Genomic DNA, 19740 nt, shown 5'->3' with positions numbered 1-19740 from the left:
TCTTTCTGTAGAATGATAGGAAAGAATAGCGTTTTTGTATGTGTATTTTTATATTAGATGTATTTAAATTAATTGTTAGAGGAATTCAAAACTTCTTATCTAAAATATTATATAAAGTTATATTTTCTGCCTACAGCTCGTAAATAACCGATAAAGTGATTTTTGACGATGAGGTGTTCAAAAAATGAAAATACAAATTGTATTGTTTGACGGTTTTGGAGAACTTGTCTCCTTTGCACCTTTTGAAGTACTGAAAAGAGCAATAGAAGAAGGGGCTCCATTTACGGTTGAATTCGTATCAAGTGAACCGAAAAAAGAAGTTACTACTTCGTTTGGAGTGACGATTACACTACATGATTTTTTACGAATGGATAATCGCCCAGATTTGTTAATTGTACCTGGTGGTGGTTGGAATCATAAAGCTGAACATGGAGCGCGAAAGCAAGCTGAACTTGGTACTTTAACTAAAATCATTAGAGAGATGCACAACGAAGGAACGATTGTTGCGGGAGTTTGTACTGGAGGTATGTTACTAGCTGCATCTGGTATAGTGAATGGTAAAAAGGCGACAATGCATCATTTGGCGCAGAGTGAAATGAGTGAATATGGAGCAGAGCTTCTTCCTTACAGAATTGTGGATCAAGGAAATGTTATTACTGCAAGAGGAGTTACTTCAGGAGTTGACTTAGGACTTTGGATTACGGAAAGGTTCGCAAGCCCTAAAATTGCAGCTGCTGTTGAATATAGAATGGAATACGAGCGGCGAGGGGTTGTTTGGAAGTGATTTGACCGTAATCATAGTTTTATAGATTTTAAAGAAAAAAGCCTACTCGTATGAGTGGGCTCTTTCTTTTATGTATTCATTTTCTATGTTTAATAATTTGGCTGAATATAATCTGATTTTATTTCCTTCATGACAGATTCCAAAATGAGGGAAGTTCAACATAATGGACATAAACGTTGCTTATACATGTAAAATAAGATGTCATAAAAATGAATAAAGACTGCAAATTTTCGTCCGCTTTGATTATGGAGAAATAGGGGGAACGACATGAAAGACAATACGCCTAAGAAAATTTTATTTATTCAATCAGGAATTCCTTTTTATTACCCAATGATTGAAGAAGCAATTTTGAATAGTTTACAAAAGGTAAACAGTAACACAATTATGGTGAACCCAGAACGAGCGATAGAAACCGCATTAAAAATGAAACCGGATTTTATTTTGGTACTTGGTGGTTTAAGCGAGGGAATTATTAGTGTCATGCCAGTACTAAAGAGTGCGGGTTTTACTACTGGACTTTGGCTGACAGATGATCCTTATTATATGGATGTAACACAACATCTTGTTCCATATTATGATTACATATTCACGCAAGATTTAAATTGCATCAAGTTTTATAGAGGGATAGGATGTAATAATGTGTTTCATCTTCCGTTAGCAGCTAATCATGAGGTGTTTAAACCTTCTCATAAAGAAGATACATATAAGTATGATCTTAGTTTTATAGGCACAGCATTTGAAAATAGACTTACTTTTGTTGATTCTATTTCAGAGTATTTAGCAGAAAAAAATATAAAAATTGTGGGGTTCGGTTGGGAGAAGTTAAAGAATTATGAAAGATTAAAGGATAAAATACAAGTCTTGCCACTTGCGAAGTATGAGGATGCATTGCAATATTACGTATCGACTAAAATCAATATAAATTTACACCGTTCACCTAATGATCAGGAATTGAATTGTAATGCTGCAAATATCCAAGCCTATTCAGTAAATAATAGGACTTTTGAAATTAATGCCGTAGGTTCTTTTCAACTAACTGATATACGACCAGATGTAGCAAAGCATTACATACCAGGTGTTGAAATAGAAACGTTTAATAGTGCACCAGAGTTTATACAAAAAGCAGAGTATTATTTGGAACATGTACAAGAAAGAAAACAAATAGCAAAAAATGGACTGGATAGAACTTTGAAACATCACACATATGATAGACGTATATTACAATTATTAAACCATATTCATTTCATAGGCGTGAAGATGTAGTCTAACCATTAACTGAAATGAAAAGCGTTTCGTGCTTTCAACTAGAGTTAACTCTCGTATTCTATAAAATCCTTTACGAAAAAGGATTTGGATAATTTTATTGAATCTATTTATACAGAAAAGATAATTTCATATTCAAACTAATTTATATCTAATAATTAGAGGAGATTAAAAATGAATCACTTTTTTGTAGAATTTGGTGAATATGAAGCAAGTGTTTGTGAATGGGGGGATAAAAGAAATCCTCAAATCATTTGTTTTCATGGTTTAGGAAGTACAAAATTAAGTTTTATCGAAATAGCGCAGCTTTTAAAGGATAACTATCATATTGTATCGTTTGATCTATCTGGACATGGAAAAACACCAAATTTTGAGAAGGATGAAGATTACGGTGCATCTCATTTAACAAAATGGGTAGTAGCATTACTTGAGCAGCTAGGAAAAGAAACATTTCATATAGTAGCACATTCATGGGGAGCAAGTGTTGCGCTTCACTATGCAGCAGAACGTCCAGAAAAAGTGAATAAAATGGTATTGTTAGATGGTGGTTATCATCATGGTAAAATGAACGCGGATTATTTTGCGAATCTATATAAAGATGCGAAAGAAGGAGAGTGTCCACCGCGATCATTAGAAGAAGAAATTACCCATTACGAAAAAGATTTTGATGAATACATTTTTGACAGTAAAGAAGCATTCATCCAGTCAGAAAAAATGGTTTATAGCAGGTGGTCACCATTAATAGAACGTGCGGTTTATGATTTAATGCGAGAAGAAGATAATAAAGTGAAATGGCATGCTACTGGCGATACTGCTAGAAGTGTAATTAAGTTTCAATATTCGGTGTATAAAACGTTGAAATCTAATAAAATTAAAAATGATATTTTATTATTGTATTGTGATCTTCCACATAATTATTTAGAAATAAGAGAATTGCAAATTGCGGAATTTAGGAAGCATATTGATATTACAACTAAGCTTTATACAGATACAGGGCATTTAATGCATTGGGATAGACCAGAAGAGATTGCTGAGGATGTTTTACATTGGTTCATATAAAGGAGGTCCGTTGTTCGAATTTGAGCAACGGATTTTCTTGATACGTTACCTGAACAAGAAACAAGTATCTCTAAACTAGAGGAAAGTAAAAAATAAAGAAAAGAGGTTGCAAAAAAGTAACTATTCAGCGACTTTTTGGGACAACCTCTTCTTTTTGTTGTAGATTTTCAAGAAAATTTAGAATAAAATAATAATAGTCACCTACCTATTATTCACTAATGAAAAGAGGCTAGCGAAATGCAACTGAAGTATGGAAAGCACATTAATATATTATCTATTGTTCTAACGTTGTTCTCTTTTTCTGTAATTGTAAGTTTCTCTACCTGGTTGAGTGGATATTCTATTCCCAACCTTTCTACAATGCTTAAGGTAACAATGTTGAGTGCATTTATTCTTGGGATTATAGGGTTTAGACAAGAGAAAAGCGCACTAGCGATTATAATTATGGGAATATGTGCCTTTGCTCTAGTCGTTCTATATACTTATGCGGTTATAAGTTTTCTTGAGCATTAAACCCCATAAAAAAGAAACGAACAATATATGTTCGTTTCTTTTTTTGGGGATGATTATTATAAAATAGCCTTTTCTAATGATTGAGTGCTGAATCTAAGAATTAATTTTTGAATGTTATTTTCATGATCCTTTACAATGATATATGGAACGCCCTGTACGTTAAAGGATTCAAACTCTTCTTTTTCTAATATGGGGTATTAGGGGTACCACCCCATATTAGAAAAAACGATATTTTGATGCAAAATTATAGTGTAAGCAAGAGCATTAAAGTTCTATCGCCAATTCTTTTTTTGATATAATAGATGCGTGGCAGAAAATAGATAGAAAGATACTGCTAGTCATTTATACTTAAAAGGTTGGGAGATTGAACAGAGTTATGGGGAATGAAAAAGAAATTAGTTCCGCTAAATTAATATGGAAGATGACGCGCCCGCATACATTAACGGCGACGTTTTCTCCTGTAATTTTAGGAACAGTAACATCACTTTATGTTACAGACATTCATTGGCTTTTATTTATTGCGATGATGGCTGCATGTTTAGCATTGCAAATAGCAACGAACTTATTTAATGAGTACTATGATTTCAAACGTGGATTAGATACCGCTGATTCTGTAGGTATCGGTGGTGGAATTGTCCGTCATGGATTGAAACCAAAAAATGTGTTAACAGTTGCGCTTTTATTGTATGTGGTAGCAGCAATTATTGGAGTTTATATTTGTATGAATAGTAGCTGGTGGTTAGTTGTTATTGGTTTAATCGGGATGGCGGTTGGCTATTTATATACAGGTGGTCCATTACCAATTGCGTACACTCCATTTGGAGAATTAGTTTCTGGATTGTTAATGGGGACATGTTTTGTACTTATTGCTTTCTTTATTCAAACGAATACGATAACGACTGAAAGTGTATTGATTTCTATTCCAATTGGAATTTTAGTCGGTGCAATCAACATGTCGAATAACATCCGAGATATCGAAGAAGATATTAAAGGTGGAAGAAAGACATTAGTAATTCTCCTTGGGAGAGAAAAAGCAATCGTAACACTAGCTGTAGCGTTTCTAATTGCTTACTTATGGATTGCCGTAATTGTATTGATGGGTTATATAAGCCCTTGGGCATTAGTTATGTTCCTAGGTTTGAGAAAGCCAATCTCTGCAATTCAAAGTTTCCAAAAAGGAGCAAAGGATCCCGGATATATGCGCATCGCAATGAAATCAACAGCGATGACAAATACGATTTTCGGCTTCTTATTATCAGCAGGGTTATTAATAAGTTACTTGTTCTAAATAACTTAACCCCAATTTCTCAATTTTAATATAGAGAAATTGGGGTTTTATTTTGAGTTTTTTTAAGTTATAAACTATTCTCATTTGAAATGCAAATACCAATAAATTGCAATTTCATCACTTGTCATATCCAAACCTTTATAAACAAGAAAATCAAATCCACCAATTACAAATCCGCATTTTTCATAGAACTTACATGCTGCGACATTATTATTTTGCGTTTCAAGCATAATACCGGGCATATTGTTTTCTTTTGCCCACTGCTTTGCTTGATCAACTAAACTTTTACCAACTCCGAGTGTACGATATTTTTTATCCACCGCTATATCTTCTATGTAAGCATAGTGATTCCAATTCTTTTTCAATACTATGAATCCAATGATTTGGTTATGTAACAGTGCTATGTAAATTACTTGATTCGGTTTATTTATATATTCATTGTACGCCAGTTCTTCATTATCATTTTGATTTTGTAAATAACTTTTTTCATAACTCGGAACGTCTTCTACTGTATATTCTATGCGTTTATTTACTTTTGAAAGAGAAAGAATTAACCGAGCATTCACTATAAAACTGTCATCAATCTCCGGGAAATTATCTAAATCATTTGTTTCTAACTCTCTAATTAAAAGGCTCATCGTGATACCTCCAAATCATATTATTTCTTCTGGTTCTTTATGTGATTCAAATTCATTCCAATTACAAAATTATAATAGAATTTCAATAGTAAGGCTATCTCTGCATTTTATCTTTATACTATCATGCTATTATCTTGATATAACTATGTTGTATGTGGTAGTGACGGAAATAGTGAAAGATTTCTAATTGGTTAACATATAAAATGAACTATTTCTTCCTAACAATAAAGTGAAACTTTAATCAGTGGGGGTTTTCTTCATCCCCACTGATTATCAGCCCTCACTAATCGGACTTTTATGGGCAGTTGATCCCCAGCTAAATTCTTTGCTTTCGCTGCATTTTGAGGTTGGGGTCTTACTGCCCATTAAAGCGGGATAAAATAAATCGTGGAGAAGATAAAGATGCAAAGAACAATATTAATTGTAGAAGATGAAGATATTTTACGTGAAATTATGAAGGATTACTTATTAAACGAAGGGTATAACGTCTTAGAGGCGATTGATGGGAAAGAAGCCTTATCTATATTTGAAGAGCATGAGGTGCATTTAATTATTTTAGATATTATGTTACCGGAATTAGATGGTTGGGCGGTCTGTCGGCGAATTCGGAAGAAATCTAATGTACCTATCATTATGCTAACGGCTCGGGTGGATGAGGATGATACTTTACTCGGATTTGAACTAGGAGCAGATGATTATATTACAAAACCATATAGCCCTCCTATTTTATTGGCAAGAGCAAAACGGTTAATGGAAAGCCGATATTCTGCCGCTGTTAATGTATCAACTGAAGATACATTAACGAGTAGCGGTATTCATGTACATTTCCCTTCTCGTACAGTAACTATAGATGGAGAAGACATAAATTTGACGCATACAGAATTTGAAATAGTAACGTATCTCATGCACAATCAAGGGATTGTAATTTCGAGAGAACAACTAATTACTAAAATTTGGGGTTATGAATTCGCTGGAGATGATCGCACTGTTAATAGTCATATTCGTAATTTGCGTCATAAATTAGGACAAAAAGCAGCTTGTATTGTAACTGTTGTACGAGTTGGTTATAAATTTGAGGGACAAGTATGAAAAAAGGAATTGTATTAAAGTTATTTATATTAACAACAGCATTATGCACACTTATTTTAGTAACTATTTTTATGGGACAAACGATATTTTTTAAGCAATACTACGCAAATCGAAAAGTGAATGATATTAAAACGAATATTCAATCCTTTGAAAAAGCATATGTAAAAGCTGGAGATGATGCGAAAGCAATTCAAGAATTGGAACAAAATTTCTATCAACAGAATGCGACATGGATTACAACGTTAGATCGTGCAGGTAATATAAAATATGCAAATGATTTCTCTTTAGAAATTCAATTAGACTCTAGCGAAAATAAGAGATTTTCTGAACGTTCCATTCACATACCGTTGTATAGTTTTATCAATTTAGAAGATATAGAAAGGATGAAATATAGTTTAGAACAAGGGAGTCATATTATTATCGATGGAGTACAGAAAGGGGATATAGTAGTCCCTGCGATGTTAACAATAAAAGAGAAGAATGTTGGGCTAGAGAACAAGCAACTGTCAGAAAGGTTGTATGGGCCAAAAGCTGTATCATCAAAAGAAAGTTCACAATTATATTTAGCAGGAAGCATTCAGAACGTGGAATTACCAGAGGGGGCTGTAGGAACGAACTTTATATATGGAAATCGTGTGCTTATAGATAGAATAAAGCAATTTCAGGTTGATTTATTATTGAATCAAAAATCTAATGATGCTACTTCTACAGAAATAATGGATTACGAAGAAAATAATATTAAATATAAGCTATTAATCAAACCAACAACAGCTACAGATGGTGAGATAAACTATATTTTTGCTATGACATCATTGCAACCAGTTGATGAAGCAGTACAAATGATAAAGGATTATTATGTATATTTAATTATCTTTGTACTAATTTTAATTGTGTTGATATCGTTCTATTACTCAAAAAAAATAGCCAAACCATTATTACAAATAAATAACACTACCAAAAAAATTGCAGGTTTAGATTTCTCTGAGACGATACCTATTACGACAAAGGATGAAATAGGTGATTTATCACAAAATATTAATACGCTTTCTAAAGCTTTGCATTCGTATATTCATCAATTGCAGCAAGATATAGAAAAAGAAAAGCAATTAGAAAATACACGTAAAGAATTTATCGCGGGTGTTTCACATGAGTTAAAAACACCTTTAAGTATAATGAAGAGCTGTATTTCAATTTTGGAGGATGGTGTTGCTAGTAATAAAAAGGAGTATTACTTTAAAGCAATGTCAAAAGAAGTAGATAAAATGGATATGCTCATTATTGATATGCTGGAGTTATCAAAATTCGAATCTGGTACGTATAAAATGAAAATGGATGTTTTCCATATTGATGAGATGATTGATTATATATGTGAGCAATTAACCTCAGATATAACAGCTAAGCAATTACATGTGCATAAACAACTTTCTAAAATTGAAGTTGTTGCAAACCAACATCGCATAGAACAAGTTATAACTAACTTTATTACGAATGCAATTCGTTACACACCAGAACAGGAGAATATTATTATTTCTACAATAGAAGAGAATGAACGTGTAAAAGTATGTGTAGAAAATAAAGGAGCACATATTGAACTAGAACATTTAGAAAAAATATGGGATCGTTTTTATCGAGGAGATACGTCACGTCAACGTTCAAAAGGTGGAACAGGATTAGGTCTTGCTATTTCAAAGAATATTTTGGAGCTACATGGTGCGGAATATGGTGTTTCGAATACAGAAGATGGAGTACTATTTTATTTCTATTTAAATAAAAACGTGTAGAATTTTCGTTCTACACGTTTTTGTCATTTTTAAATGAAATCGACATTATCTGCATTTTATCTTTATCAGCATTCATTACTATTTTCATTAGAAACGGAATGAAAAGTTGATAAGGAGATTGTTAAAATGAAAAAAAGAGCGATATTGCTTTTGTTTATTATATTAATAATGGGTACAGGCGTTAGTTTCATACATGCTAAAGGGTACAAAAACATATCAAAAGAGGATTTACGATTAAAAGGAAAAACTATTGTAATTGATCCGGGGCATGGTGGAGGAGATAGAGGGACGAAAGGAAAGAAATTTGGAACGATCGAAAAAGAGCTTAATTTAAAAGTAGCTCAAAATATAAAAAAAGAATTAGAAAAAAGAACGGATGCAAAAGTTATATTAACACGTGAAAAAGATACGAGTTTACTTCCAGAAACAAAACAAAAGGAAGAATTGCAAGCTCGTGTCAAAGTAGCGAAAGACCATGCGGCGGATCTTTATATTAGCATTCATCATGATGCTTTTGAGGATACAAATGTAAAAGGAATAACAACTCATTACGGATCTAATAAAAGGAAAGATAAAAAATTAGCTAAGATTGTACAAAAAGCTATTTTTGATCAAAATATAGATAGCCGAGATCGAGGGGTTCATGGAAGTGATTTTCTTGTCTTACGAGAAAATCCTTCTCCGTCTATTTTAATTGAATTAGGATTTACATCTAATGCGAGTGATGAAAAAAGAATGAATTCAGAAGAGTTCCAAGCAAAATCGCAACAAGGTATTGTGGATGGCATTATTAATTATTTTATTATGTAATAAAATAAGCAAGTAGAAAAATACTATTCTTTCTAAATCTTAATTAGGAAGAGTAGTATTTTTTTTTGGGTTGTATATTTATTTTCCAAATTTAACTGTATTAGTGAAACAAATTCTTTTTTTAGTAAACACAATACGCTATTCTTTAACTGATTTCGACGTTATCTGCATTTTATCTTTATCTCTCCCTATTAATCTATTTATTGTAAACACCGGTTGAAACGAATGATTCAGTCGAATAAAGGCTCAGCCTTATAAATAATGAAAATTAATAGGGAAAGGATCGAAAAATAATGAAAGAAACGCAAAGTAAGAAAAAAACAAGTGTAGTAACGAAGGCAATCATATCTCTAGGAGTTGTTTTAGCGACGACCTTTTTCACATTCTTCTTAATTGGAAATTGGAACTCTACTCCAGCGAAGGGAGTTGCTAATGAAAGTAGTAAACAAGTTAATACGCAACGAGAAGAAAAGAAAAAGGAAAAACCACCAGAAAAACAGAAAAGACCTGATGGAAAACCGGTAGGAAAGGTTGTTTATTTAACATTCGATGACGGTCCTAGCGAATTAACTGGGAAATTTTTAGATGTACTAAAAGAGCAAAATGTTGCCTCGACATTTTTTATGCAAGGTAGCAATTTACAAAATACAGGTTTTCAGGAAAATGTAAAAAGAGCGGTAAAAGAAGGGCATTATATTGGTGCTCATAGTATGACACATAATAGTGACAAGCTATACAAAAAAGGACAATTTGTACCAGAGATGAAAGAAACATTAGCTCTTATCCATAATATTACGGGTACAACTCCTAAACTAGTTCGTCCACCATATGGATCTGCACCAGGATTAAAGGGTGAGGAAATTCGTAATCAAATTGTAGAAGCAGCAATAAAAGTTTGGGATTGGACGATTGATACTCATGATTGGGAATTAAAAAATAATCCGAATCAGATTATAGAAAATGTGAAAAAACAAACAACAGAAGAGGTAGAAGTTGTTTTAATGCATGAAAAGGTGCAAATATTACAAGCTCTTCCTGAAATTATTAAATTTTATAAAGAGCAAGGGTATGAATTTGGGGTATATAATGATGAAGATCATTTTCGTTTAAACTTCCAGAAAGATCAACGTCTATAGTATAAACATAGTTATCTTAAAAGATGTTTGTATTACTAAAACAATAACTAAGACAAAGTCGATTTCCATGAAGTGTACCCCGATTGTTAAGCGTATTCTAACAATCGGGGTATTTTTTATATTCAAATTCTCTTAGCGTATGAAATTCGCATTTTTCTACATAGCGAAATAGGACTTACACGCTCTAACCTCATTGTCCTCTGTACATGAAATAAATTTGGTTTGTAATATAATCTGAACTAAAATGAAGTCCATTTCTTATCCACCACATGATGATTCCTACCAATGAGGCAGTTTTGATCTCAATAGCGACATAATCTGCGGGTAACTCTGTATTACTATTATTCCTTCTCGTTTCTACTAATTTCTTTATTAATAGAAATAATTGTTCCTCAAAATGATTCATATTAAATAAAATAGATAAATAATTTCGATGAATATATAAATAATCAAGCAATTGTGTTAGCTGTTGTTTTTCTGATAAATTGCTTACGTGTATTAAAGCGGTAATTTTATTAGAAAGTTCGTTTAAAATTTCATTAGTGAGCTGCATGAGTAAATCCTGAATGTCTTGATAGTGTAAGTAAAATGTTGTCCGATTTAATCCAGCTTTGTTTGCGATTTTTTGGACTGTTAAATTTGAAATGGTGGATTCCTCTTGTAAAAGGGAATAGACAGCATTTTTAAACATTTCTCTTGAACGAAGTGTACGAGGATCCTCTTTTTTAGATGTAGACATTTTGAAACTCCTTTATAGATTTTTCTTTGACTTTCTCGACATAGCATATTTTCAATGTCGATTAATGAACATTTTCAACAAAATTGTTCATGGTCAGGAATATGTATCTTTGTTACTATGAATTTTATCGACACTGTGTCGATAATGCAACTATAGAAAAAGGGAGTTTAGAAATGGAGAAGGGAATAACAGAAAAAAATAAAAAAGTTTTATTACTTGTACTAATTGCTGGCTGTTTTTTATCAACATTAAACCAGACGTTACTAAATGTAGCAATGAGTAACTTAATGGAGGTATTTGATGTTACGGCTGCAACTGTACAATGGTTAGCAACAGGATTTATGCTCGTAAACGGTGTATTAGTGCCAATTACGGCATTTTTAATGAAACGTTTTACAACGAGACAATTATTTACTAGCTCAATGATTTTTTTATTTATCGGAACATTACTATGTGCCGGTGCCATCAATTTTGGCATGTTATTAACAGGAAGAATGATTCAAGCAATTGGGGCAGGAATTATTATGCCGCTCATGATGACAGTTATTTTATATTTATACCCTAGTGAAAAGCGCGGGAGTATTATGGGAACTATCGGCTTTGCCATAATTTTTGCGCCAGCCATCGCTCCAACATTATCTGGTTTTATCATTGAATATGTATCATGGAGATGGTTATTTATTGGATTAGCTCCATTTGTATTAATCGTCATTATTCTTGCGCTGAAATATTTAATTAACGTTGCAGATACGACAAAAGCAAGTTTGGATATTGTAAGTGTCATTTTATCAACGATTGGTTTTGGGTGTATTTTATTTGGATTCAGTAGTGCGGGCAGCAAGGGATGGGATCATCCGATTGTTATTACAACAATTATTACTGGGATAATTGTTACAGCACTATTTTGCTTACGTCAAATAAAATCTAAGGATCCACTATTAAATTTATCCGTATTTAAGTATAAAATTTTTACTCTTACATCAGTGATTAACGTACTCATCACGATGATTATGTATGCTGATTTAATTCTTTTACCGATATACTTACAAAATGGAAGAGGCTTTACCGCATTTGAATCAGGTTTACTTCTATTACCTGGGGCTATCATTAATGCATTCTTATCACCTATTACAGGTAAAATGTATGATAAATACGGGGCAAAACCACTCTTCATTACAGGATTAGTATTAATCATTATTTCGATGTGGGGTGCAATTGATTTAACTGAATCCACAACGTATATGTATGTAATGGTGCGTACTATTCTTTTACGGATTGGATTAAGTTTCATTTCGATGCCTTTAAATACAGCAGGATTAAATGCTTTACCTAGAGAATTAGGTTCACATGGTTCTGCGGTAAATAATACGATTCGTCAATTAGCAGGTGCTATTGGAACAGCAGTTGTTATTACTGTATATACGACTCAAGCAACTTCACATGCTTCGGAGTTATCTTTGGAAAAAGGAAACATTACAGCTATTCAACTAGCGAAATTATCTTCTGTTTTCGGCTCAAATGATGCGTACCTATTTATGTTATTTTTATCTTTCGTAGCATTAATTTTTGCGTGTTTCATGCCTAAAAAAGTGGGGAATCCAAAATTTGAAAGTGAAGCACATAATTAGAATAAATAATAGAATTGTTTAGAAAGTATATATGGAAAGAAAAAGAAAGTGACCTATATATAGGTCACTTTCTTTTTCTTTCTAATTGTTTATGAACTTAACTTTATTTTGTAGAGAAATCAAAGGGGAAATGAAACATTACACCTACAGCAATTAAAAGATTGACTATGTATGTAGAGCTCTTATTATTTATCCTATCCTCATTTTTTGAATAACAATAACAGATTATTCGACAACCGTATTAATAATCAGTAAAGTATAGAATATACACATCTTAGGGAGGGCATATATGTGAAGAAGTGGATGAAGATTGTTCTGTACTCTTTACTAGGTATTTTACTTATGGGAAGTATTGCTTTTTTGACTTGGTCTCAGTTTACTTATAAACCAACGAAAGAGGCTTTGTCGTTAGTGGATGATAAAAAAGATGAAGATAATATAATTTTTGGACAGAAAGATGCTAAAGTAGGAGTTATTTTTTATCAAGGAGCTAAAGTAGAAGCTGAGGCTTATAGCTACTTAGGGGAAGCTCTTGCAAAAGATGGGCATTTTGTAGTAATGCCTAAGTTGCCATTAAATTTAGCGATACTTGGAATCAATGCGGTAGACAGTGTAATGGAACAGTATCCTGAAGTTCAAAACTGGTATGTTGCGGGGCATTCCATGGGCGGAGCTATGATTTCTAAGTATGCCTTTCAACATGAAGACAAGGTAGGGGGGATCATTTTCTTAGGTTCATATCCTGCAGATGATTTCTCTACGAAATCGATGCCGATGTTATCAATTTATGGGGAAGTAGATGCTTTAGCAACTGTAGAAAAAATAGAGAACAATAAAAAGTTAATGTCAAAAAATACAACTATGCACATGATCAAAGGCGGAAACCATGCTCATTTTGGCATGTACGGTGAGCAAAAAGGTGATAATGCAAGTTTAATTACGCCAAAAGCACAGCGAGATGAAACAGTGAAAGTAATTGAAGAATGGTTATTAAAACAATGATAATGAATGTAATAAATCGATTGAAAAAGACTCTTACTATATAAGAGTCTTTTTTTCGTAATTGCTATAATTTTATATATATGTCCAGATCCTTAATGGATAAACTCGCATGAAATAACTTCAATTGGGGATAAATATTAAAAAATAGAAGGGGTTTAATATGAAAAAAATTATAGCAATTTTGTTCACTAATTTAATCACACTCTTTCAATAAAATATATGCTAGTAGTTAGCTAAACTTTCTTGAATATAAAATGTAAATTATTTGGCTAGAGGTGGTATAGTTGTTTGACTTAGTTTTATATCTAGTCTGTTAATTCGGAAAACTAAGATTGATAGATTTGAAGGACGTGTAGGAGGGGAATCTAATTTTAAAATTGTAACTATCAGCTGTTGACTATTTGGAGGAAAATATATAAAGTATTAAATAGAATTTTATTCGCAAACTCACACATTTAAGTGAGAGGCGGAATTTTGTAGAGTTTAACTCTGTTTCATTCGCCCGTTGTCTATTTATAGACAACGGGTATTTTTATTTTTTAGGAGGTTTTTTTTGAGGAATTTAAAATTTTCTTTATTAGTATTATTAGGTGCTTGTAGTTATGGTGTTCTTTCATCTATTCTTAAAGTTGGATTTGCAAATGGGTTTTCTTTTTATGAATTATTAGGTGGACAATATGTGTTTGGATGGGCAGGGCTATTATTAATTGTTCTCTTATTTTCACGTCATAGAGTATCAAAAAAAAATATATTTTTATTGTTAATTGTCGGAACAACTATGAGCATAACAAGTATATTTTATGGATATTCAGTAAAAGAATTACCAGCATCCATTGCTGTTATTTTATTATTTCAATCCACATGGATTGGTGTATTAATCGAAGCTGTAGTCAGCAAAGTTGTTCCAAGTCGTGAAAAGGGGTTATCCATTTTCGTTCTGTTTATAGGAACGTTTTTTGCTAGTGGTATTCTTGAGGGGACAGGTCAACATTTATCTGTAAAAGGGATTGTTTTTGGATTGCTGGCAGCTATAGTTTTTGCTTTATATATATTTGCAAGTGGACGTGGAGCTATAAATGTACCAACCTATTCAAAAAGCTTTTTCATGACAACAGGTGCGGCTCTATTCGTTTGTTTTATTTATCCACCTAGTTTTTTAATAGATGGTACATTACAGGCCGGTTTATGGAAATATACTTTTTTTCTGGGTTTGTTTGGCGTTGTTATACCGGTTATTTGTTTCTCAATCGGTGTACCAAAAATTGGATCTGGTCTTGGGACAATTTTAGGAGCAGCCGAATTACCGATAGCTATTATTGCTTCTATAGTGCTTGTACATGAGACAGTATCACCTTTACAATGGTTTGGAGTTATTTGTATTTTAATTGGAGTTTTTATGCCTCAAATGCTAATTATGCGAAAAGAAAAGCAACAGATTAATAATAATAAAAAGGTAAAAAAAGAAAATAATTCTTTACAAATTGATTAAAATATAATTTTATTTGTTCTATATTATTAATTTAGTGGAATGTTGGTATAAATAAAAGGGAGCAATTTTTTAATTGCTCCCTTTTATTGTAATTCTACATTCCTTAGAATTTTGTAAAGTACTCTTAGCTTTGGATTAATTATGAACTTTAAGTTTTATGATAGAAATGTGAGTACTAGCGGATACATTCAATATAATAATCGGGTATTTTATACGGATTATTTATTTTTATTTAGCAAATTTAATACTTGCTCACTTACTGTGAACATAGGTGAAATGTTATTTTTCGATAGCGAAAGAGCATAGGCACCTTCGATCCATGCTTGAATAGCTACTCCTAGATGCTGGGCCTCTTCAGGTTCATAACCAGAGGACATTAATTTGTTAGCATATACTTGTATCCAATCTTCATAAACATTTTCACAAGCTTGGCGTAATATTTCACTTGAAGCCCATACTTCTCTGGAGATTGCCACCAATGAAATGTCAGTGGTTTCTTTTTCTCGTTCCATCATTCCAAGTGCTTTCTTTCTAATATGATGATGAATAGCTAAAGCAGCATCTTCGTGTGATGCTAGCGAACTTTCAATATAATTCTTTATATTTTCACCAGTTTTTCTTATAGCTTCTTCTGCTAATTGTTCTTTTCCTCTTGGAAAATAATAATAGATAGAACCTCGAGGAGCATTACTTTCTTTTGTAATCTGACTTAAACTTGTTGCATGATATCCTTGTCTACGAAATAATTTAGCAGCTGCACTTAGCAACTTATCTTTAGTATTGGCTTCCTTCATAAAAATTCATCCTTTTCATGTCAAATGTAATTCAGTTGACCATTCGGTATAATCTTATCAAGATTACTTTAAACGTTCAATAAAAACGATGTAGAGAGTAGTGAAATAAATTTGAAAAATAATTATTTTATCTTAGATAAATTTGCGTAAAATAATTAGATCTTCATTGGATTATATCATTAAAAATGTTTGTATATTATTTTTAGTTATACATTATAACTAAGGAAATACAAAGTAAATAATACTCTAATTTATAAGAATGAATAATGAATCATATCAATAAACAAAAGAAGAAGTAGTTTCTGATATCTAAAAGGTTACTCTTTTCATGGGAAAAATATACCGACTGGTCAAGACACTGTTGACAGGATATCTTACTAAGAGTAGAATGAAAATCGGTTTAATAAAGGAGAGGCAAATGGAACGTGCTATTCATTTATCGATATTCCTAGGATAAAGATAGCTACTTAAAAATAATCTTATTTAATTGGAAAGATGAATTTAACTTCACGAATTATACTGATCGGTCAACATTTTATTGACAAGTTAAATTACTAAGAGTAGAATGAAAATCGGTTTAATAAAGGAAAGGTAAATGAAACGTGCTATTCATTTATCGATATTCCTAGGATAAAGATAGCTACTTAAAAATAATCTTATTTAATTAGAAAGCTGAATTTAACTTCATGGATTATACCGACCGGTCAATATATATTTATTGAAGTAAAATACAATTTCATTTGATTATAGAAAGGGGAGATAAATTTTATAACCTTAAAGCGTGAGCCCAATTAAACCAATGTAAGTCCTGTATATTTAAGAATATAAGGATTAAAACAACACAGAAGAAAGAGGGGATCTTATTAATATATATAAAGATGATGTTTCTGGATTTATTATACCGACCGGTCAATATATGATTAACTTCCATTATAGAATAAGTATTTAAATTGTCTGGATAAAAATATACCATTAACCTCTTAGATACTAAAGTTTAATAATAAATTTAAAGGAGCTAAAAATATGTCTAGTACTTCATCTAATAAACTTCCATGGGTAGGACTATTAGCCCTGGCTATGGCCGGATTTATTGCAATTATGACTGAAACTCTTCCTGCAGGTTTACTACCGCAAATTAAAGATGGACTACACATTTCAGAATCTATGGCTGGGCAGCTTGTTACTGCATATGGAATTGGTTCGTTAGTTGCTGCAATTCCACTTGCATTGGCTACCAGTGGTTGGCGTCGTCGTCCACTTTTGCTTGTGACAATTCTTTGTTTTCTAATATTTAATACAGTGACTGCATTATCATCAAATTATGTTTTAACTCTGGTTGCTCGATTCTTCTGTGGAGTAGCAGCTGGTGTTTTATGGGGGATGATTGCTGGTTACGCCTTACGTATGGTACCTGAACAACTTAAGGGTCGAGGGATGGCTGTAGCTTTAGTTGGAACACCAATTGCTTTATCCTTCGGAGTTCCTGTTGGTACACTTCTTGCATCTATTATGAGTTGGCGTTTAATATTTGGAATTATGTCTCTACTGTCTATTGTTCTGATAGGAGGGGTGCTATGGAAAGTGCCAGATTATCCAGGGCAGGCATCTGGTAAACGAATTTCTATTTCTAAAGTGTTATTCACACCAGGAGTAAGCTCAATTCTATTTGTTATTTTCACATGGATGTTAGCTCATAATATCCTTTATACCTATATTGCTCCATTCTTAACTAAATCAGGTCTTGAGCAGTATGTAGGATTAATTTTACTTGTTTTTGGACTCGCATCACTAATAGGTCTTTGGGTTATTGGTGTGTTAATTGATCGTTGGTTACGTTTATTAGTATTAATTAGTCTTGCAAGTTTTGCAGCGACTTCTCTTGTATTAGCTATTGCGGGTAGCTACAGTATAGTTATATTTTTATCTGTTGCTTTATGGGGACTAACATTTGGTGGTGCAGCTACACTGCTACAAACAGCCCTTGCTCAAGCTGCAGGCGAAGAAGCTGTAGACATCGCTATGCCAATGAGTGCAACAGTTTGGAATTTGGCTATTGCAGGGGGCGGAATATTAGGAGGTATCATTCTAGATACTTTAGGGGTCACATTTATACCTTGGACACTGCTAATTATTATTCTTCTTGCATTACTTGTTGCATGGGGAGCAAAAAAACATGGATTCCGCTCGATTCGTCGTTAGTAATGTATGAAAGATGAATCTTATGGAGTACAAGTTGTTAATCAAATGTGTTAATCAGAAAGCCGGAATTTTCTTATTGCAAGAAAATCCGGCTTTCTCGTCGTGAAAAATATCCAAGTTTAGAGTTACCTTAAGCTAGGCATAGGCTTTTAGCTGAGGAATTCAAGAATTTTAAATAGTTTAGGGGAAATTAAAAATGGAAAATAGTAAAAAATACACTTGGATAATTTTGACATTCTGTGTATTGTCATTACTCGCTGCAATGAATTCTGTTTTATTTAACGTAGCTTTATCAAATATTTCTAAGGATTTATCCGTTAATCCATCTCAAGTAAGCTGGATCGCAGTTGGATATTCAATGGTCGTAGCAATAGGATCTGTTACGTATGGAAAATTAGCGGATTACTTTAGTATAAAAAAACTTTTTATAATAGGAATTGTTTTATTTAATTTGGGTTCTATTATTGGTTTTATTGAACATAAAACGTATATCATTGTTATTTTTGCTCGATTGTTGCAAGCAAGTGGTGGATCAGCTTTTATTACTTTAGTTATGGTCGCAATAGGGAAAATAATAGAACCAACAAAACGCCCTGGATCATTTGCTTTAATTAGTATTGCTATTGCTCTGGCTCTCGGCATGGGACCTTTAGTTGGAGGAACTATAACTAATTTCCTTGGTTGGCATTATTTATTCTTGTTGATGATTATCAGTATTGTCTGTATTTGGTTACTTTTAAGGTTTATGCCAAGTGAAACAAGAAACTCTGAACCAGTTCATTTTGATTTTATTGGTTCTTTATTGTTGTTTGCTTTAATTGCTACTTTTTTATTGGGAGTAAACATTAATGGAATGCTTTTTATTCTTTCTGTAGTTTTTCTTATCTTATTTGTATTCTGGATGAAAAGAGTCAAATATCCATTCATCGATATTAAACTGTTGAAAAATACAACTTTCCTGAGAGTTATTATAATTGGTTGTATTATTAATGTGGCTCAATTAGCAAATATGTTCTTACTACCTTTGTTATTAGCAAACAAGTATCAACAAACACCCCTTTCTATTGGAGTTATTTTGTTTTTTGTTTCCTTATTTAGTATTTTATCTAGTTTTTTAACAGGAAAATTATTACCTAAATACGGAAGTATTAAAATTATGTACATCGCATCTTTTGTATTGATTACAGGTTTTCTTATACTTGGTTTCCTTTCAAACACGAACATAAGTGTGATTACATTAGCTGTAATTTTAGTATCAATGGGTTATTCTCCAATTCAAGTTTCGTTAAATTCACTTGTTCCGCTAACACTACATGCCGATGAAATTGGATTAGGTCTTGGAGTGTATAATGTATCTAATTTTATAGGAATGGCATTTGGTCCAGCTGTATCAAGTAAAATTATAGTACTTACAAACAGTTACGGGTTCAATTTCATTCTCATTTCCTTTTTTGTGGGTATAAATTTTTTACTACTGTATAAACTTCCATTTAATCAGCGAAAAACGACATAATGTTAGTAAAACTAT

Annotated in this window: 17 protein-coding genes; 14 read left to right on the top strand and 3 right to left on the bottom strand. The window is 32.4% G+C overall.

The features are described 5' to 3' along the window. Positions 1–184: 184 nt before the first annotated feature. The 5 genes from PDL00_RS31310 to menA all read left to right on the top strand — a co-directional run bounded on the left by PDL00_RS31310 (position 185) and on the right by menA (position 4907). On the top strand, positions 185–784 hold the full coding sequence (locus PDL00_RS31310; protein WP_242251337.1) for a DJ-1/PfpI family protein: 600 nt from the start codon (positions 185–187) through the stop codon (positions 782–784). 267 nt (positions 785–1051) lie between these two features. Next, positions 1052–2047: a CgeB family protein gene (locus tag PDL00_RS31305; RefSeq protein ID WP_242251339.1), complete on the top strand. Its 996-nt coding sequence runs from the start codon at positions 1052–1054 to the stop codon at positions 2045–2047. 174 nt (positions 2048–2221) lie between these two features. Further along, complete coding sequence (locus PDL00_RS31300) at positions 2222–3106, top strand: alpha/beta fold hydrolase (protein ID WP_242251341.1); 885 nt, start codon at positions 2222–2224, stop codon at positions 3104–3106. Between the two features lie 237 nt (positions 3107–3343). Continuing rightward, entirely contained in the window at positions 3344–3619 is a 276-nt protein-coding gene (locus tag PDL00_RS31295) for a hypothetical protein (RefSeq protein ID WP_001176332.1), read from the top strand. A gap of 376 nt (positions 3620–3995) precedes the next feature. Then, positions 3996–4907 carry a 1,4-dihydroxy-2-naphthoate polyprenyltransferase gene (gene menA / locus PDL00_RS31290; RefSeq protein ID WP_270733439.1) on the top strand — a complete coding sequence of 304 codons (912 nt, stop codon included), beginning with the start codon at positions 3996–3998 and terminating at the stop codon, positions 4905–4907. 80 nt (positions 4908–4987) lie between these two features. On the opposite strand, the gene satA is transcribed toward menA, so the two are convergent. Further along, positions 4988–5545 carry a streptothricin N-acetyltransferase SatA gene (satA, locus tag PDL00_RS31285; protein ID WP_270733437.1) on the bottom strand — a complete coding sequence of 186 codons (558 nt, stop codon included), beginning with the start codon at positions 5543–5545 and terminating at the stop codon, positions 4988–4990. A 402-nt stretch (positions 5546–5947) separates the two neighbouring features. Between satA and PDL00_RS31280 the strand changes: the two genes are divergently transcribed. From PDL00_RS31280 to PDL00_RS31265, 4 genes are all read left to right on the top strand, one after another. Next, on the top strand, positions 5948–6634 hold the full coding sequence (locus PDL00_RS31280; RefSeq protein WP_270733435.1) for a response regulator transcription factor: 687 nt from the start codon (positions 5948–5950) through the stop codon (positions 6632–6634). After that, entirely contained in the window at positions 6631–8415 is a 1785-nt protein-coding gene (locus PDL00_RS31275; RefSeq protein WP_270733434.1) for a sensor histidine kinase, read from the top strand. The genes PDL00_RS31280 and PDL00_RS31275 overlap by 4 nt, the downstream gene beginning before the upstream one ends. Before the next feature lie 126 nt (positions 8416–8541). Continuing rightward, a complete protein-coding gene (locus PDL00_RS31270; protein ID WP_270733432.1) occupies positions 8542–9225 on the top strand; it encodes an N-acetylmuramoyl-L-alanine amidase family protein in 684 nt (227 codons plus the stop codon). A 293-nt stretch (positions 9226–9518) separates the two neighbouring features. Continuing rightward, a complete protein-coding gene (locus tag PDL00_RS31265; protein ID WP_270733431.1) occupies positions 9519–10361 on the top strand; it encodes a polysaccharide deacetylase family protein in 843 nt (280 codons plus the stop codon). A gap of 190 nt (positions 10362–10551) precedes the next feature. On the opposite strand, the gene PDL00_RS31260 is transcribed toward PDL00_RS31265, so the two are convergent. Continuing rightward, positions 10552–11100, bottom strand: coding sequence for a TetR/AcrR family transcriptional regulator (locus PDL00_RS31260; RefSeq protein WP_098324310.1), 549 nt, complete (start codon positions 11098–11100; stop codon positions 10552–10554). A 173-nt stretch (positions 11101–11273) separates the two neighbouring features. On the opposite strand from PDL00_RS31260, the gene PDL00_RS31255 reads away from it, so the two are divergent. The 3 genes from PDL00_RS31255 (at position 11274) to PDL00_RS31245 (ending at position 15219) form a co-directional block, all read left to right on the top strand. Continuing rightward, the gene (locus PDL00_RS31255; protein ID WP_270733429.1) at positions 11274–12728 is read left to right on the top strand and encodes a DHA2 family efflux MFS transporter permease subunit; all 1455 of its coding nucleotides are present in this window, start codon (positions 11274–11276) and stop codon (positions 12726–12728) included. 291 nt (positions 12729–13019) lie between these two features. Continuing rightward, entirely contained in the window at positions 13020–13730 is a 711-nt protein-coding gene (locus PDL00_RS31250) for an alpha/beta hydrolase (RefSeq protein WP_270733428.1), read from the top strand. Positions 13731–14283: 553 nt separating this feature from the next. Beyond that, on the top strand, positions 14284–15219 hold the full coding sequence (locus PDL00_RS31245) for an EamA family transporter (RefSeq protein WP_270733426.1): 936 nt from the start codon (positions 14284–14286) through the stop codon (positions 15217–15219). A 218-nt stretch (positions 15220–15437) separates the two neighbouring features. On the opposite strand, the gene PDL00_RS31240 is transcribed toward PDL00_RS31245, so the two are convergent. Beyond that, the gene (locus tag PDL00_RS31240) at positions 15438–16013 is read right to left on the bottom strand and encodes a TetR/AcrR family transcriptional regulator (RefSeq protein ID WP_270733424.1); all 576 of its coding nucleotides are present in this window, start codon (positions 16011–16013) and stop codon (positions 15438–15440) included. 1023 nt (positions 16014–17036) lie between these two features. Here PDL00_RS31240 and PDL00_RS31235 point away from each other — a divergent pair. Together PDL00_RS31235 and PDL00_RS31230 are read left to right on the top strand one after the other, a co-directional pair. Then, positions 17037–18212 (top strand): MFS transporter, encoded by a 1176-nt coding sequence (locus PDL00_RS31235; RefSeq protein ID WP_270733423.1) that lies wholly within the window; start codon positions 17037–17039, stop codon positions 18210–18212. A 196-nt stretch (positions 18213–18408) separates the two neighbouring features. Next, entirely contained in the window at positions 18409–19725 is a 1317-nt protein-coding gene (locus PDL00_RS31230) for an MFS transporter (RefSeq protein WP_270733421.1), read from the top strand. Positions 19726–19740 lie beyond the last annotated feature (15 nt).

The organism is Bacillus cereus group sp. TH152-1LC (assembly GCF_027710505.1).
GTDB classification, from domain to species: Bacteria; Bacillota; Bacilli; order Bacillales; family Bacillaceae_G; genus Bacillus_A; species Bacillus_A mobilis.
Note: the sequence above shows the minus strand (reverse complement) of the source record. Positions and strands in the feature narration are given on the sequence as shown.

Coding starts and splice junctions, on each gene's coding strand:
- PDL00_RS31300 (WP_242251341.1), top strand. CDS start 2,222: ATGAATCACTTTTTTGTAGAATTTGGTGAATATGAAGCAAGTGTTTGT.
- PDL00_RS31295 (WP_001176332.1), top strand. CDS start 3,344: ATGCAACTGAAGTATGGAAAGCACATTAATATATTATCTATTGTTCTA.
- PDL00_RS31235 (WP_270733423.1), top strand. CDS start 17,037: ATGTCTAGTACTTCATCTAATAAACTTCCATGGGTAGGACTATTAGCC.
- PDL00_RS31260 (WP_098324310.1), bottom strand. CDS start 11,100: ATGTCTACATCTAAAAAAGAGGATCCTCGTACACTTCGTTCAAGAGAA.
- PDL00_RS31230 (WP_270733421.1), top strand. CDS start 18,409: ATGGAAAATAGTAAAAAATACACTTGGATAATTTTGACATTCTGTGTA.
- PDL00_RS31275 (WP_270733434.1), top strand. CDS start 6,631: ATGAAAAAAGGAATTGTATTAAAGTTATTTATATTAACAACAGCATTA.
- PDL00_RS31265 (WP_270733431.1), top strand. CDS start 9,519: ATGAAAGAAACGCAAAGTAAGAAAAAAACAAGTGTAGTAACGAAGGCA.
- PDL00_RS31310 (WP_242251337.1), top strand. CDS start 185: ATGAAAATACAAATTGTATTGTTTGACGGTTTTGGAGAACTTGTCTCC.
- PDL00_RS31240 (WP_270733424.1), bottom strand. CDS start 16,013: ATGAAGGAAGCCAATACTAAAGATAAGTTGCTAAGTGCAGCTGCTAAA.
- PDL00_RS31255 (WP_270733429.1), top strand. CDS start 11,274: ATGGAGAAGGGAATAACAGAAAAAAATAAAAAAGTTTTATTACTTGTA.
- satA (WP_270733437.1), bottom strand. CDS start 5,545: ATGAGCCTTTTAATTAGAGAGTTAGAAACAAATGATTTAGATAATTTC.
- menA (WP_270733439.1), top strand. CDS start 3,996: ATGGGGAATGAAAAAGAAATTAGTTCCGCTAAATTAATATGGAAGATG.
- PDL00_RS31305 (WP_242251339.1), top strand. CDS start 1,052: ATGAAAGACAATACGCCTAAGAAAATTTTATTTATTCAATCAGGAATT.
- PDL00_RS31280 (WP_270733435.1), top strand. CDS start 5,948: ATGCAAAGAACAATATTAATTGTAGAAGATGAAGATATTTTACGTGAA.
- PDL00_RS31270 (WP_270733432.1), top strand. CDS start 8,542: ATGAAAAAAAGAGCGATATTGCTTTTGTTTATTATATTAATAATGGGT.